Source organism: Epibacterium sp. MM17-32 (assembly GCF_022348205.1).
In the GTDB taxonomy this organism is placed as follows: Bacteria; Pseudomonadota; Alphaproteobacteria; order Rhodobacterales; family Rhodobacteraceae; genus Epibacterium.
The window spans coordinates 442,717-456,813 of the sequence record NZ_JAKRFC010000001.1; the positions used below are offsets into that span (position 1 = coordinate 442,717).

The 14,097-nt window shown below is 63.7% G+C and carries 15 protein-coding genes and 1 tRNA gene; 11 read left to right on the forward strand and 5 right to left on the reverse strand.

Features of this window, described 5'->3' with window-relative positions:
• Positions 1 to 37 precede the first annotated feature (37 nt).
• Positions 38 to 172: a hypothetical protein gene (locus MHM88_RS23090; RefSeq protein WP_255734115.1), complete on the forward strand. Its 135-nt coding sequence runs from the start codon at positions 38 to 40 to the stop codon at positions 170 to 172.
• 294 nt (positions 173 to 466) lie between these two features.
• On the opposite strand, the gene MHM88_RS02135 is transcribed toward MHM88_RS23090, so the two are convergent.
• From MHM88_RS02135 to pdxH, 4 genes are all read right to left on the reverse strand, one after another.
• A tRNA-Pro gene (locus MHM88_RS02135) sits at positions 467 to 543 on the reverse strand.
• A gap of 43 nt (positions 544 to 586) precedes the next feature.
• Positions 587 to 1,060: a DUF192 domain-containing protein gene (locus MHM88_RS02140; protein ID WP_239359488.1), complete on the reverse strand. Its 474-nt coding sequence runs from the start codon at positions 1,058 to 1,060 to the stop codon at positions 587 to 589.
• A complete protein-coding gene (locus MHM88_RS02145; protein ID WP_239320007.1) occupies positions 1,057 to 1,599 on the reverse strand; it encodes a cold-shock protein in 543 nt (180 codons plus the stop codon). Before MHM88_RS02145 ends, MHM88_RS02140 begins: the two co-directional genes overlap by 4 nt.
• A 129-nt stretch (positions 1,600 to 1,728) precedes the next feature.
• On the reverse strand, positions 1,729 to 2,334 hold the full coding sequence (gene pdxH, locus MHM88_RS02150) for a pyridoxamine 5'-phosphate oxidase (RefSeq protein ID WP_239359490.1): 606 nt from the start codon (positions 2,332 to 2,334) through the stop codon (positions 1,729 to 1,731).
• A 144-nt stretch (positions 2,335 to 2,478) separates the two neighbouring features.
• Here pdxH and fabI point away from each other — a divergent pair, with 144 nt between their 5' ends.
• The 5 genes from fabI to trpE all read left to right on the forward strand — a co-directional run bounded on the left by fabI (position 2,479) and on the right by trpE (position 8,674).
• Positions 2,479 to 3,285 carry an enoyl-ACP reductase FabI gene (fabI, locus tag MHM88_RS02155; protein WP_009179101.1) on the forward strand — a complete coding sequence of 269 codons (807 nt, stop codon included), beginning with the start codon at positions 2,479 to 2,481 and terminating at the stop codon, positions 3,283 to 3,285.
• Between the two features lie 5 nt (positions 3,286 to 3,290).
• On the forward strand, positions 3,291 to 3,821 hold the full coding sequence (gene gpt / locus MHM88_RS02160) for a xanthine phosphoribosyltransferase (protein WP_239359491.1): 531 nt from the start codon (positions 3,291 to 3,293) through the stop codon (positions 3,819 to 3,821).
• Positions 3,822 to 3,971: 150 nt separating this feature from the next.
• Positions 3,972 to 5,147 (forward strand): aminotransferase, encoded by a 1,176-nt coding sequence (locus MHM88_RS02165; RefSeq protein WP_239359492.1) that lies wholly within the window; start codon positions 3,972 to 3,974, stop codon positions 5,145 to 5,147.
• A 158-nt stretch (positions 5,148 to 5,305) separates the two neighbouring features.
• Positions 5,306 to 7,141, forward strand: coding sequence for a peptidylprolyl isomerase (locus MHM88_RS02170; protein ID WP_239359493.1), 1,836 nt, complete (start codon positions 5,306 to 5,308; stop codon positions 7,139 to 7,141).
• Between the two features lie 21 nt (positions 7,142 to 7,162).
• Complete coding sequence (gene trpE, locus MHM88_RS02175; protein ID WP_239359494.1) at positions 7,163 to 8,674, forward strand: anthranilate synthase component I; 1,512 nt, start codon at positions 7,163 to 7,165, stop codon at positions 8,672 to 8,674.
• An 82-nt stretch (positions 8,675 to 8,756) separates the two neighbouring features.
• Here trpE and MHM88_RS02180 read toward each other — a convergent pair whose 3' ends face one another.
• Positions 8,757 to 10,313: a divergent polysaccharide deacetylase family protein gene (locus MHM88_RS02180; protein WP_239359495.1), complete on the reverse strand. Its 1,557-nt coding sequence runs from the start codon at positions 10,311 to 10,313 to the stop codon at positions 8,757 to 8,759.
• A gap of 194 nt (positions 10,314 to 10,507) precedes the next feature.
• On the opposite strand from MHM88_RS02180, the gene MHM88_RS02185 reads away from it, so the two are divergent.
• From MHM88_RS02185 to moaC, 5 genes are read left to right on the forward strand one after another with little or no spacing between them, the layout of a single operon-like run.
• Positions 10,508 to 11,089: an aminodeoxychorismate/anthranilate synthase component II gene (locus tag MHM88_RS02185; protein ID WP_239359496.1), complete on the forward strand. Its 582-nt coding sequence runs from the start codon at positions 10,508 to 10,510 to the stop codon at positions 11,087 to 11,089.
• Positions 11,086 to 12,108: an anthranilate phosphoribosyltransferase gene (gene trpD, locus MHM88_RS02190; RefSeq protein ID WP_225263077.1), complete on the forward strand. Its 1,023-nt coding sequence runs from the start codon at positions 11,086 to 11,088 to the stop codon at positions 12,106 to 12,108. Before MHM88_RS02185 ends, trpD begins: the two co-directional genes overlap by 4 nt.
• Positions 12,108 to 12,812, forward strand: a complete 705-nt coding sequence (locus tag MHM88_RS02195; RefSeq protein ID WP_239359497.1) for a uracil-DNA glycosylase — start codon at positions 12,108 to 12,110, stop codon at positions 12,810 to 12,812. The genes trpD and MHM88_RS02195 overlap by 1 nt, the downstream gene beginning before the upstream one ends.
• On the forward strand, positions 12,805 to 13,614 hold the full coding sequence (gene trpC / locus MHM88_RS02200) for an indole-3-glycerol phosphate synthase TrpC (protein WP_239359499.1): 810 nt from the start codon (positions 12,805 to 12,807) through the stop codon (positions 13,612 to 13,614). Before MHM88_RS02195 ends, trpC begins: the two co-directional genes overlap by 8 nt.
• Before the next feature lie 12 nt (positions 13,615 to 13,626).
• Positions 13,627 to 14,097: a cyclic pyranopterin monophosphate synthase MoaC gene (gene moaC, locus MHM88_RS02205; protein WP_239359501.1), complete on the forward strand. Its 471-nt coding sequence runs from the start codon at positions 13,627 to 13,629 to the stop codon at positions 14,095 to 14,097.

Sequence of the window (14,097 nt, forward strand, 5' to 3'; positions counted from 1 at the left end):
CACACCAACACCCCCTGCTGCGTGTCGTGGTTAACGGATGGTGAATTCTGTCGCGATGCGAGAGGGTTGCTCGCAGCACATCATCCAGACCGATGAACCGATGCCCGCACCATCCGCGTCGCGGGCCTGCCTCAGCGCGGTGATGAACATCCGCGACACGCTGTGGCTGTGAAACACCGGTATCCGGCCAAGCGCTGTCGGATCGCAAGACACTGCCGCCGAAAACAGCAGCAACTGACGCGCCCTCGCGTCAGATCCCTAACAAAGCGTAAACACCAAATCTAGCGAGGCGCCCAGGAGCAGCTGTCGAGGTGGTGAGGTGATTCTGGAATCGCGCCGCCCCTGTCGCCAGCGCCTGCCCTGACTGGTGCCGGCTGCAGGCGCGCGGCTGCGCCTGTCGCGCCAGCACGCCGCCGTTCCCGCGGAGAGAACCGCGGGACAGATGGGATATGGGAAAGAAAGAAAATGGTCGGGGCGGCGAGATTCGAACTCACGACCCCCTGTACCCAAAACAGGTGCGCTACCAGACTGCGCCACGCCCCGGACCGTGCGCCTTCCTAGCGATGCTGTTCGGATTTGAAAAGCCCTAACAGGGCCATTTTGCCGTTTCTGATGAAAAAACTTCGTGCCGCATCTGGCTGCCGACGGAAATGCCATATGCGGCCACAACCCCGGCGTTCACTTCCAGCACGACCATGACCTCATCCCCGCCGGGGATCGGTGTCAGATCGCCCGGAATGGCGTTCTCATGGATGTGATCGACGACCCCATCGGCACCGACAAAGATCATGTCGAGCGAGATCAGCGTGTTCTTCATCCAGAACGCAACCCGTTGCGGATGCTCGTAAACAAACAGCATGCCAGCGCGCGGCGGCATCTCAGCGCGATGCATCAGCCCCTGCGCCCGCGCATCCGGGGTTTCGGCCAGTTCAACGGTAAAGCTTGCCTGCCCCCATTCGCCGCGCAGATCCACACGGTCCGGCGCGCAGGCCCTGTCGGCGCGCGCAGCGCCGCTGGTGAGCAGAGCGATCCCGAGGGCGGTGATCGCTCCGCGTATCACTGATCGTCCTTCAGCTCTGACGCGGCGGCTTCCCAGGCCAGAACCTCGACCGCCATGCGGCCGCGCTTGCCCTCGATCACCCGCATCGCCAGCGCCTCGCCCGATTGCAGATCGGACAGGCCGGACTGGCGCAAGATCTCGACGTGGAGGAAGACATCCTCGTCACGCCCAAAGACATTGGCAAAGCCAAATCCCTTGGCCTTGTCGAACCATTTCACCCGCGCGGGCTCCAGCAGATGCGCGGAGATATCGCCCGCATCCAGCTCCGCCAGATCACTCAGCACCGGCGTGTCGTCACGCTCGGGCGGGGTGATGGAGATGACCTCGACGGCCTGAACGCCACGGTCCGTGCGATGCGTGACAACCTCGATCCCGGCGCCATCGGCAACGGAACTCTGGCCAAAGTTCCGCAGAACATTGACGTGCAAGAGAATGTCGGGGCCGCCATTTGGACAGACGATGAAGCCGTACCCTTTGGTCGGGTCAAACCATTTCACTAGTCCACGGACCTGTTGCAAACTGCTCAAATCTTCGGCCATTTGCGAATTCCACCGGTTTGTTTGTTTATTTCCGTGCTGCCCAACTAACTGCGCGATTTCGGCACCAGAATTCAAGTGCAAAAAAATTCCGAAGTTACAGGGAATGTAAAGTCATGACGCCAAATGACGTCATGGGCTCAAGCGGGTTATATTCCAGTCGTTTGCGCTATCTTCGCGTCTCCAGACAAAGCGATCGTGCAGTCGGAACGCGCCATCGGCCCAGAATTCGATCTCGATCGGGGTGAGTCGGAAACCTCCCCAGAAATGGGGACGTTTGGGATTCGGCCCCTTGGTGGCGGTCACCTTTGCAACCTCCGCCATCAAAGCGCTTCGAGAGGCCAATGGACGTGATTGCTGCGAGGCCCAGGCGCCCAGCCTGCTCTTCAGAGAGCGCGATTCAAAATAGGCATCCGCCTGCGGGCCTTCTTCTTTTTCCACATGTCCGCGCACCCGGATCTGGCGCCGCAGGGACTTCCAGTGCATCACAAAGGCGGCGGTGCCTGTGGCGGCGATCTCCTGGGCCTTGGCACTCTCGTAATTGGTGTAGAACACGAAGGCGGAGCTTTCGATTTCCTTAAGCAACACCATGCGCGAATTGGGCATGCCGTTGGCATCCACGGTGGCCAGCGCGATCGCATTGGGATCGTTGGGTTCGGTGGTTTCGGCCTCCGCCAACCAGCGGCGCGCGATTTCAAACGGGTCTTCCCCCGCGAAGAGTCCTTCTCGGTCTGACATCTTGGTTCCTGTCTGCGTGGTTGCGCGTCAACTTAGTGACCTTTGTGCCCGATTGAAAGACTGGACAGCAGTGTCCGCCCTTGATGCCTTTGACGCAGCGGGCTAAAGGACGTTCCATTAACCGATCACAGGCGGAGAACCTGCATGTCTAGTCAACTGATGGCCGGAAAACGAGGCCTCATCATGGGCCTGGCCAATGACAAATCCATCGCGTGGGGCATTGCCAAAGCCTGCGCCGAGGCCGGAGCGGAACTTGCGTTCTCCTATCAGGGTGAAGCGCTGAAGAAGCGGGTCGACCCTTTGGCGGGCCAGTTGGGCAGCGACATCGTGCTGCCCTGCGATGTGGCGGATGAGGCGTCGATCGACGCGCTGTTTGCCGCGCTTGAGGAAAAATGGGGCAAGCTCGACTTTATCGTGCATGCCATCGGCTTTTCCGACAAGAGCGAGCTGCGTGGCCGCTATGTCGACACCAGCCGCGCCAACTTCCAGATGACCATGGACATCTCGGTCTATTCCTTCACCGCCGTTGCGAAGCGCGCGGAGAAGATGATGGACGCGGGCGGCTCCATGCTGACGCTGACCTACTATGGCGCCGAACAGGTGATGCCGCACTATAATGTCATGGGTGTCGCCAAGGCGGCCCTGGAGGCGTCGGTGAAATACCTGGCCGAGGATCTGGGCAAGGACGGCATCCGCGTCAACGCGATCTCTGCCGGCCCGATCAAGACGCTTGCGGCCTCCGGCATCGGCGACTTCCGCTACATCATGAAGTGGAACGAGTACAACTCGCCCCTGCGCCGTAACGTGACCACCGATGACGTGGGCAAATCCGCGCTGTATCTCCTGTCGGATCTGGCCTCTGGTGTGACCGGCGAGAACCTGCATGTGGATGCGGGCTATCACGTGGTCGGCATGAAGGCCGTGGACGCCCCGGACATCGAGAAAGGCTGACCCAGATGAGCACCAAGGACCCGAACCGCCTGCCCCATGAAAAGGGGTTTCACATCTCCTGGGACCAGATCCACCGTGACAGCCGCGCGCTGGCGTGGCGTCTGGACGGGCTCGGGCCCGATGAGGGCCACTGGCGCGCGGTTGTGGCGATCACCCGCGGCGGCATGGCGCCGGCGATGATCGTGGCGCGCGAACTCGACATTCGCACCGTCGATACCATCAGCGTCAAATCCTATCACTCCGGCGGCGGCAAGGCCGATCAGCGCCGCGAGGCCGAAGTGCTGAAGAGCCCGGATCCTGACATCATGGGCGACGGCACCGGCATCCTGATCGTCGACGATCTGGTTGATTCCGGCAAAACCCTGGAACTGGTGCGCAGCCGTTATCCCAAGGCGCATCTGGCAACCGTCTATGCAAAACCGCAGGGTGAGCCGCAGGTCGATACCTTCATCACCGGCGTCAGCCAGGACACCTGGATCTTTTTCCCCTGGGATATGGCGCTGCAATATGTCGAGCCCTATCGCGGCACCGATTGATCCGGTTGACCCAGGCGGCCCCGCCACTGTTGACAAAGCGCGCCTTTCGGGGCGCGTTTTTTCTTTGGTGCCGACCTCTGCCCACCCCTTGCAACTGCCCTGCGAAATCGCGCTAATGCCGCGGACGCTTTGACCGTGAAGGATGATCCCATGCCGCTGGCCAGAACCGCCGCCACTTTCGTCTCGCCGATCGTGGAGTCCCGCCGCTGGCTGTCGGGGGTGGAGTTCTCGGACGACCAGCCCTTGTTGAACCTCAGCCAGGCCGCGCCCGCGGATCCGCCGCCGGAAGGGTTGCGCCGCGCCATGGCAGAGGCCGTCCTGCATCAGGACAGCGCCCATCTTTATGGTCCGGTGCTGGGCAACCCGGATCTGCGCGCGGCGCTGGCGGCGCAGATCAGCCACCACTACGCGGCGCAGGTCAGCGCCGAGGAGGTCGCCATCACCTCCGGCTGCAACCAGGCCTTTGCCGCTACCATTCAGAGTCTCTGCGCCGAGGGCGACGCGGTGATCCTGCCGACGCCCTGGTACTTCAACCACAAGATGTGGCTCGACATGCAGGGGGTGGAGACCCAGCCCTTGCCGGTCGGGACGGGCATGCTGCCCGATGTCGCCCATGCCGAGTCGCTGATCACGGATCGCACCCGCGCCATCGCGCTGGTGACGCCCAACAATCCCTGTGGCGTGGAATACCCGGCAGAGCTGCTCGATGCCTTCTACGACCTGGCACAGCGGCACGGGCTGACGTTGATCGTGGATGAAACCTACCGCGATTTCGACAGCCGCACCGGCGCGCCGCACGGGCTGTTTCAGCGCCCGGACTGGCCGGACACGCTGGTGCATCTCTATTCCTTCTCCAAGGCCTATCGCCTGACCGGACACCGCGTCGGCGCCATTGCCACCAGCCCCGCACGACTGCTGGAGATGGAGAAATTCCTCGACACCGTCACCATCTGCCCCGCTCAGGTCGGTCAGATCGGCGCGGCCTGGGGTATCGAGAACCTCGCCCCGTGGCTGGCGGCGGAGCGGCAAGAGATCCTCGACCGCCGCGCTGCCATCGCGGAGGGATTCGCGCCCCTGGCCGCGCAGGGTTGGCAGTTGTTGGGACTGGGCGCTTATTTTGCCTATGTGCAGCACCCGTTCGACACCGCCTCGGACCAGCTCGCGCAAAAGATGTTGCAGGAGATCGGTGTTCTGATGCTGCCGGGCAGCATGTTCACACCGGACGGATCACCAGAGGGGCAGCGTCAGTTCCGCATCGCCTTTGCCAATGTGGATCGCAGCGGCATATCCGAGATGATTGATCGCCTCGCCGGGTTCTCCGGCTAAGTGCGATCCGGGCGGCGCCATGCATGCTTGCTCCTCAGCGGGCAGACGCGTATTCAGGGCCGCAACAGACATGAGCCGATCCGCTCGGCAGACCTAAAGGCCGCCCGGCATGCGATGCCGCAGCGCGCCGCCAAAAGACGACATAAAGGGCCGCAGGCATGAAAAACCTTTCAAAGACCTTCGTTTGGATCCTCATGGGTCTGTTGTTCGTGGGGCTTGCCGGCTTTGGCGCGATCAACGTATCCGGCACCACCCGCACGCTGGCCACCGTTGGCGAGGCCAAGGTCAGCGTCGATGATTACGCCCGTGCGCTGCAGCAGGAACAGCGCGCCATTCAGGCCCAGTCGGGCCAGTCCATCCCGCTGTCGCAGCTGATCTCCATGGGCGTTGATCGCGGTGTTCTCTCCGGTCTGGTGGCCTCGGCCGCGCTCGACAATGAGCTCCAGACCCTCGGCCTGTCGGTCGGCGATGAGGTGCTGCTTCAGGAAATCACGCAGATTGGCGCCTTCCAGGGCTCCGACGGCAGCTTCAGCCGCGACAATTACAGCTTTGCGCTGGACAATGCCGGCCTGTCCGAAACCGAGTTCGAAGAGGACATGCGTGCCGAAACCGCCCGCACCCTGTTGCAGGGCGCGATCGTCGGCGGCACCCGCATGCCCGCCGTTCTGGGCGAGACCCTCACCGATTACATCGGCGCGCGCCGCAGCTTCTCCTACGTGCAATTGACCGAGGCCGATGTGGTCCTGACCACGGTGGAACCCACCGAAGCGGAGCTCAAAGCCTTTTACGAAAGCAATATCGAGGATTTCACCCTGCCGCGCACCAAGGTCATCACCTATGTCGCCCTGCGCCCCGATGCGCTGGTGGACGAGGTCGAGGTGGATGAAACCGCCCTGCGCGCGCTGTACGAAGAACGCGACGCCGAATTCAACGTGCCCGAACGCCGCCTGGTCGAGCGTCTCGTATTTGCCGATCAGGACGCCGCCGAAACCGCAAAGGCGCAACTGGACATTGGCGGCACCACCTTCGAATCCCTGGTCGAGGACCGGGGCCTGTCGCTGTCGGACATCGACATGGGCGACGTGGCACAGAGCGATCTGGGGGACGCGGGTGAAGGCGTGTTTGCGGTGGAGATCGGCGATGTCGCCGGCCCCCTGCCCTCCGACCTCGGTCCCGCGCTCTATCGCGTGAACGGCATGCTGGAGGCAAAATACACCAGCTTTGAAGACGCGCTGCCGGTGCTGCGCGAAGAACTGGCACTGGACCGCGCCCGCCGCGTGATCGAGACCCGGTCCGAAGGGATCGACGACGCGCTTGCCGGCGGTGCCACGCTGGAAGAGCTGGCCGAAGAGGAAACCGGCCTGGTTCTGGGACAGATCGACTGGACCGCCGACACCACCGATGACATCGCCGCCTATGACACCTTCCGCAACGCGGCAGAGGCGGTGACGCTGGAGGATTTCCCGGAGGTTGGCTTCCTGGAGGACGGCAGCCTGTTTGCCCTGCGCCTCAACGAGGTTCTGGCCCCGCGTCCGCAACCGTTCGACGCCGCGCGTCCGGCAGTTGCCGCGGCCTTCAAGCAGGACCGGATCGCGCAGGCGCTGCGCACCCAGGCCGAAGAGATCATGGCCGCAACAGAGGCAGCCGACGGTCAATTCCCCGAGGAGCGCGAGGTGATCGAACAGACCGGCCTGACCCGCACGGCCTACCTCGATCAGACCCCGGTTGATCTCATGAACCAGGTGTTCGAGATGGAAGCGGGAGAGCTGCGCGTGGTCTCCGATGCCGAGGGCACCGTGGTCGTGCGCCTGGATGACACACTGCCGCCGGATGACAGCGAGGACATGCAGTTTCTGTCGCAGGCCCTGAGCGAGCAGCTGGACCAGTCGCTGTCCAACGAGATCTTCCAGATCTACATGCAGGCGGTGCAGACGCGCGCCCAGCCCCAGGTCAACCAGCAGGCCGTGAATTCCGTTCACGCCAGCTTTCAATAACTTCGAGAGGCGCGCGCTCTGATGGCCCTGATCCCCGATTTCGAGACCTTCGCCAAAGCCTATGAGGCCGGCGAAAACCAGGTGGTCTACACGCGGCTTGCCGCCGATCTGGATACGCCCGTCTCCTTGATGCTGAAACTCACCGGCGCGCAGAAGGATGCCTTCATGCTGGAATCGGTGACCGGCGGCGAGGTGCGCGGGCGCTATTCCATCATCGGCATGAAGCCGGACCTGATCTGGCGCTCCCGGGGCGAACAGGCCGAGATCAACCGCGCCGCCCGCTTTGACCCCGACGGGTTTGCCCCTGTCGAGGGCAATCCGCTCGACACATTACGCGCACTGCTGGCCGAAAGCCGCATCGACCTGCCCGATGATCTGCCACAGGCGGCGGCAGGGCTGTTTGGCTACTTGGGCTATGACATGATCCGCCATGTGGAGCATCTGCCCCATGTGAACCCGGACCCGCTGGGCCTGCCCGATGCGGTGATGATCCGCCCCTCTGCGGTGGCAGTTCTGGACGGGGTCAAGGGCGAGGTCACGGTGGTCTCTCCCGCGTGGGTCAGCGACGGGCAATCGGCGCGTGCAGCCTATGCTCAGGCTGCCGAACGCGTGATGGATGCGGTGCGGGATCTCGAACGCGCCATGCCCGCAGAGACCCGCGATCTGGGAGAGGCACGCGAGGTGGCCCCACCGGTCTCGAACTTTACCAAGGACGGCTACATGGCCGCCGTGGAAAAGGCCAAGGACTACATCCGCGCCGGGGACATCTTTCAGGTGGTGCCCGCGCAGCGCTGGACGCAGGACTTCCCGCAGCCGCCTTTTTCGCTTTATCGCTCGCTCCGGCGCACCAATCCCTCTCCGTTCATGTTCTACTTCAACTTCGGCGGCTTTCAGGTGATCGGTGCCAGCCCCGAGATCCTCGTGCGGGTCTTTGGCAACGAAGTGACCATTCGCCCCATCGCTGGCACCCGTCCACGCGGTGCCAGCCCCGAAGAGGACAAGGCGCTGGAACAGGATCTGCTGGCCGACAAGAAAGAGTTGGCCGAGCATCTGATGCTCTTGGATCTGGGCCGCAACGATGTGGGCCGCGTCGCCAAGATCGGCACCGTGCGTCCCACCGAAGAGTTCATCATCGAGCGTTACAGCCACGTGATGCATATCGTCTCCAATGTGGTCGGCGAGCTGCACGAGGACAAGGACGCGCTGGATGCGTTTTTTGCGGGCATGCCTGCGGGCACGGTGTCCGGTGCGCCCAAGGTGCGCGCGATGGAGATCATCGACGAGCTGGAACCGGAAAAACGCGGCATCTATGGCGGCGGTGTCGGCTATTTCAGCGCCGGGGGCGACATGGATATGTGTATCGCCCTACGCACCGCGATCGTGCAGGACCAAAAGCTCTATATTCAGGCCGGGGGCGGTGTTGTCTACGACAGCGATCCGGAGGCGGAATATATGGAGACCGTGCATAAATCCAACGCGATCCGCCGCGCGGCGGCAGATGCTGCACGTTTCACCGGCGATGGCAACCGCTGAAAAAACCAGGGCTGCAAAATGAAAAACGCGCTCCCGAGACCATCGAGGAGCGCGTTTTGTTTTGCACCATCGGAGGGGTGGCTTATTGCGAAACCGGCTCCAGCAGGCGTTTGAGGCTGGCAGAGACCGGCACCAGTTCGACCCGGCTGGCCCGATCTTGCAGGCCCCAGATCAGCAGGGCCGAGATCGTGTCCGGCTTCAGGCGGCCCAGCATGATGACCGCGCCCTCCTGCCCGGCGCGAAAGGCGGCCTGATCCAGGAACCGCCGCATCGCGCGCGGATCCTGCCCGGCGCCGTCAAAGTCGCGGAACACCACACCCGCGGGCACCCCGTCCCGCAACGCCATTTTCTGCACCGTGTTCAGGCCATTGTCCTGCAACACCAGCCCATAGCCAAGATCCGCCGCAATCGCCGAGACCTGATCCGCCAGCGGCCGGTTGCCCTGAACCCCGCTGTCCACCCCTTCGAGCAGCCCAACCGACTCTGGCAGTCGGTCGAACCAGATCGGCAGCGCGGTTTCCGCATCCTGTGGCCCGGCATCGCGCGGCAGATCCGCCAGCACCATCACCTCGAAACCGGCAGCCCGGCGCGCCTGCATGCGGGCGGCGGCTTCCGGGTCGGCCGGATCGATCGCAAAGGTCAGCGGATAGGGGAACTCGGCCAGTGCTTCGGCCCCGACCGCGCCTTCTTCCTCAACCAGGATGATCGACATCAATGGCAGCCCCGGCGCCGGGGTTGCGGGTTCGCCGTTGCGGACAAACGGCGGCGCATCTGCCTCCGGCGCGGCGGTGTCGGCCTCTGCTGCGGTCGCTGCATCCCGTTCTGTCAGCGGCACCACCGGCGTGCCGATCCGGGGCCTGCTGTTTGCGGCAGAGGTCTCATCATCCGCAGGATCGGCCTCGTCAGAGGCTTGCGGCAGATCGGCGATACGCTGCGCCTCATCCGCAGCCTCGTCCGCATCAGCGGATGTGTCCGGCGCCGGAACGGGCGGCACCGGCGCTGTCCCGGAAAAACTGTCAGGCGGGGTCAGGCCGGGGCTGGTGCCGATGTCCGGGGTCTGTACCGAGGGCGTCGCCGTTTCGATCTGCGGCGCCACATCCGCCGTCCCCGCATCGAGACCCGGCAGGCCGGTCTCCGCGTCCGGCGTATCCAGAGACGGAGCGCCCACCTCATCCGATGACGGCGGCGCGGCGGCGGTACCGGTGTCGGGCTGCGGATCGGTATCGGCGACGGGCGGGGCCAGGGCCACGGCCCCCTCGCTGCCGGTCACCGGCGCATCCTGTTCCGGTTGCACGGCGGGCGGTTCTGCGTCCTGCGGCGCGGGATCAGTGGCGTCGGGTCCGGTGACCTCGGTCGACACATCCGGCTGATCGGCAGATTCGGTATCGATTTCGACCGCCGTTTCGGATTCGGTCGCCTGGCCCTGATCGGGGGCGGCGGGGGCGGTCTCCACCAGATCCGCATCGGACCCGGGCGTCTCCTGGGGCAAGGTGCCGCTGTCCCGCGGGGCCAGAATGGGTGCTGGCGTGTCGCCGGAGACGTCCACGCCCGGGGGCAAGGGGGTCGACAGCGACCACACGGCTGCTCCTGCCGTTGCGACCAGCGCCCCAACGCTCACGCCTCCCAGAAATCCTCGCATGCCTGTTTCGCCCTCTCGCCTGTGCCCGTTCTTTTGCCCTTATGCCGGGGCCTCGGCAGTTGGCACCTGCTCCGCATGCCCGTCGGCATTTCGGATGTGCTCTTGACGCTGCCGCGCATCCCTGAACATGTATGGTTCCGTTCACTATATCTCGGCGCGGCCCCCGCCCGCCACCCTTAAAAGAGCGTCCCAAGATGTTGCTGCTTATCGACAACTACGACTCCTTCACCTACAATCTCGTGCATTATCTTGGCGAGCTGGGCGCCGAGATCGAGGTCTGGCGAAACGATGCGTTGGATGTGCAGCACGCCATGGCGATGAAGCCCGCCGGCATCCTGCTGAGCCCCGGCCCCTGCGACCCCGATCAGGCGGGCATTTGCCTCGCGTTGACCGAAGCCGCTGCCGAAACCCGCACGCCGCTGTTGGGCGTCTGTCTTGGCCATCAGACCATCGGTCAGTCCTTTGGCGGCAAGGTGGTGCGCTGTCATGAGATCGTGCACGGCAAGATGGGCAAGATGCATCACACCGACAAGGGTCTTTTCAAGGGGCTGCCCTCGCCGTTTGACGCCACCCGCTATCACTCGCTGGTGGTGGAGCGCGAGAGCTTTCCGGACTGTCTGGAGATCACCGCAGAGCTGGAAGACGGCACCATCATGGGCCTGCAGCACAAAGAGCTTCCCATCCACGGCGTTCAGTTCCACCCGGAATCCATCGCCTCCGAGCATGGGCATGCGCTCCTGCAGAATTTCCTGAAAGAGATGAAGGTCCCGGCATGAGTGATGCGCTGAAACCTCTGATCGGTCTGGCCGCAGATCGCGCCCTGACCCGTACCGAAGCCGAAACCGCCTTTGCCGCGCTGTTCAATGGCGAGGCCACCCCAAGCCAGATCGGCGGCCTTCTGATGGCCCTGCGCACCCGGGGCGAGACGGTGGATGAATATGCCGCCGCGGCCGCCGTGATGCGCGCCAAATGCAACAAGGTCACCGCGCCTCAGGGGGCGATGGACATCGTCGGCACCGGCGGTGATGGCAAGGGCACGCTTAATATCTCCACCGCGACGGCCTTTGTGGTGGCGGGCACCGGCGTGCCTGTGGCCAAACACGGCAATCGCAACCTGTCGTCCAAATCCGGCGCTGCAGATGCGCTGACCGAGATGGGCATTCAGGTGATGGTCGGCCCGAAAGTGGTTGAAAAATCACTGAAAGAGGCGGGCATCTGTTTCATGATGGCGCCGATGCACCACCCGGCAATTGCCCATGTGATGCCCACCCGTCAGGAACTTGGCACGCGGACGATTTTCAACATCCTCGGCCCGCTGACCAATCCGGCGGATGTCAAACGCCAGCTCACCGGGGCCTTTAGCCGCGACCTGATCCGCCCGATGGCAGAAACCCTGCAACAGCTCGGCTCGGAAAAGGCATGGCTGGTGCATGGGTCTGACGGCACCGACGAGCTGACCATCACCGGCGTCAGCTGGGTTGCGGGGCTTGGGGAAGACGGCAGCATTTCCGAATTCGAGATCCATCCCGAAGAAGCTGGCCTGCCCGAACATCCCTTTGAGGCGATCGTGGGCGGCACCCCCGCCGAAAATGCCGAGGCGTTTCGCGCGCTTTTGAACGGTGAACCCTCCGCCTATCGTGACGCGGTGTTGTTGAACTCTGCCGCCGCGCAGGTAGTGGCGGGCACGGTGTCCTCGCTCAAGGAAGGCGCCGAACGTGCCGCCGAAAGCATCGACAGCGGTGCCGCCCTTGGCAAGGTCACGGCGGTTGCACGGATCACTTCGGAGGCCGCCTGATGGCCCCGCAAGACCACGCCTCAGCCCTGCGACCTGCGGTCGGGGGCTGGGCGGACCTGCCGTTCTTTCAGACGCATTGGCCGTTGATCGAGGCAAAACTGGCGGACGATACGCGTCAGATCCTGCCGCCTGCGCATCAGCGGTTTGCCGCCCTTGAACTGACTCCGCCAGAGGCCACCCGCGTGGTGATCCTCGGTCAGGACCCCTATCCCACGCCGGGTCACGCCCATGGGCTGTCCTTTTCGGTCGAGCCCGATGTGACACCCCTGCCCCGATCGTTGCGCAATATCTATCAGGAAATGCGCGACGACATCGGCTGCTGCCCAGACGCCGGCGATCTGCGCCCCTGGGCCGCGCAGGGCGTGCTTTTGCTCAATACAGTGCTCTCGGTGCCTGCGGGCGACGCCAATGGCCACAAAAAACTCGGCTGGCAGGAACTTGCGCATCAGGTATTGGATCATAGCTCTCACCGCCCAACGGCCTATGTCCTCTGGGGCAATCAAGCGCAGAAGCTCGATAGCCACATTCGCCCCGGCGATCACCTGATCCTGAAGACGGCCCATCCTTCGCCCCTGTCGGCGCGGCGCGGCTTTTTTGGATCGCGTCCGTTTACACGGATCAATGACTGGCTCTCCGCCCGCGGCGAGCAGCCTATTTCGTGGGCCGCCCCACGCAGTTCTCAAGGGAGCCTCTTCGATGTCTGAGACCATCCTCGATAAAATCAAAGCCTACAAACTCGAAGAAGTGGCCGCCGACAAGGCCGCCAAACCGCTTGCCGATGTGGAGGCCGAGGCCCGCAGTGCCGATCCGGTGCGCGGCTTTGCGGACCGTCTGATCCAGGCCACCCACGAGGGCTACGGGCTGATTGCCGAGATCAAGAAAGCCAGCCCCTCCAAAGGGTTGATCCGTGAAGACTTCGACCCTGCCACGCTTGCCCGGGCCTATGCCGATGGCGGTGCCGCCTGTCTTTCGGTGCTGACCGACACGCCGAGCTTTCAGGGTGCCAAGGACTATCTGGTGGAGGCCCGCGCCGCCTGCGACCTGCCTTGCCTGCGCAAGGATTTCATGTATGACACCTATCAGGTCGCCGAGGCCCGCGCGCTGGGGGCCGACTGCATCCTGATCATCCTTGCGTCGGTGAGCGATGCACAAGCGGCAGAGCTGGAAGCCTGCGCCTTTGACTGGGGCATGGATGTGCTGCTGGAGGTCCACAACGAAGAGGAGCTGGAACGCGCCTGCCATCTGAAATCGCGTCTAATGGGCATCAACAACCGCAACCTCAAGACCTTTGAGACCACGCTCGACACCACCCGCCACCTGTCGCGTCTGGTGCCGCCGGAACGGTCCATCGTCTGCGAAAGCGGCCTGTCCACGCCCGAGGATCTCTCGGATATGGCCCGCTACGGCGCGCGCAGCTTCCTGATTGGTGAGAGCCTGATGCGGCAGCAGGACGTGGCCGCCGCCACCCGAGAACTGCTCGCCAACCCACTTGTGCCCGGCGTCTGAGGAGCTCTGCCCATGTCCCTGACTCATTTTGACCAGAAGGGCGACGCCCATATGGTGGATGTCTCCGACAAGGATGTGACCGCCCGCATCGCGGTCGCCGAGGGCCATATTCGCATGGCGCAAGAGACTTACGACATTATCGCCGAAGGCCGCGCCAAGAAGGGCAATGTGCTGTCGGTTGCGCGTCTTGCCGGGATCATGGGGGCCAAGAAAACAGCCGAGCTGATCCCGCTCTGTCACCCGCTGCCCATCACAAAGGTCGCAGTAGAGCTGACCTTGGACCCCGACCTTCCGGGCGTGCGTGTCGAGGGTACAGTCAAAACCACCGGCCAGACCGGCGTCGAGATGGAGGCCCTGACGGCAGTCTCGACCGCCTGCCTTACGGTCTACGACATGGCCAAGGCGGTGGATAAGGCAATGGAAATCGGCGGCATCCGCGTGCTCCTGAAAGACGGCGGCAAATCCGGCCGTTACGAGGCGTAA

Bases quoted from the DNA above. Each gene is read 5' to 3' on its own strand.
- MHM88_RS23090 (WP_255734115.1), top strand. From the start codon at position 38: ATGGTGAATTCTGTCGCGATGCGAGAGGGTTGCTCGCAGCACATCATC.
- MHM88_RS02145 (WP_239320007.1), bottom strand. From the start codon at position 1,599: ATGGCCGAAGATTTGAGCAGTTTGCAACAGGTCCGTGGACTAGTGAAA.
- pdxH (WP_239359490.1), bottom strand. From the start codon at position 2,334: ATGTCAGACCGAGAAGGACTCTTCGCGGGGGAAGACCCGTTTGAAATC.
- fabI (WP_009179101.1), top strand. From the start codon at position 2,479: ATGTCTAGTCAACTGATGGCCGGAAAACGAGGCCTCATCATGGGCCTG.
- gpt (WP_239359491.1), top strand. From the start codon at position 3,291: ATGAGCACCAAGGACCCGAACCGCCTGCCCCATGAAAAGGGGTTTCAC.
- MHM88_RS02165 (WP_239359492.1), top strand. From the start codon at position 3,972: ATGCCGCTGGCCAGAACCGCCGCCACTTTCGTCTCGCCGATCGTGGAG.
- MHM88_RS02170 (WP_239359493.1), top strand. From the start codon at position 5,306: ATGAAAAACCTTTCAAAGACCTTCGTTTGGATCCTCATGGGTCTGTTG.
- trpE (WP_239359494.1), top strand. From the start codon at position 7,163: ATGGCCCTGATCCCCGATTTCGAGACCTTCGCCAAAGCCTATGAGGCC.
- MHM88_RS02180 (WP_239359495.1), bottom strand. From the start codon at position 10,313: ATGCGAGGATTTCTGGGAGGCGTGAGCGTTGGGGCGCTGGTCGCAACG.
- MHM88_RS02185 (WP_239359496.1), top strand. From the start codon at position 10,508: ATGTTGCTGCTTATCGACAACTACGACTCCTTCACCTACAATCTCGTG.
- trpD (WP_225263077.1), top strand. From the start codon at position 11,086: ATGAGTGATGCGCTGAAACCTCTGATCGGTCTGGCCGCAGATCGCGCC.
- MHM88_RS02195 (WP_239359497.1), top strand. From the start codon at position 12,108: ATGGCCCCGCAAGACCACGCCTCAGCCCTGCGACCTGCGGTCGGGGGC.
- trpC (WP_239359499.1), top strand. From the start codon at position 12,805: ATGTCTGAGACCATCCTCGATAAAATCAAAGCCTACAAACTCGAAGAA.
- moaC (WP_239359501.1), top strand. From the start codon at position 13,627: ATGTCCCTGACTCATTTTGACCAGAAGGGCGACGCCCATATGGTGGAT.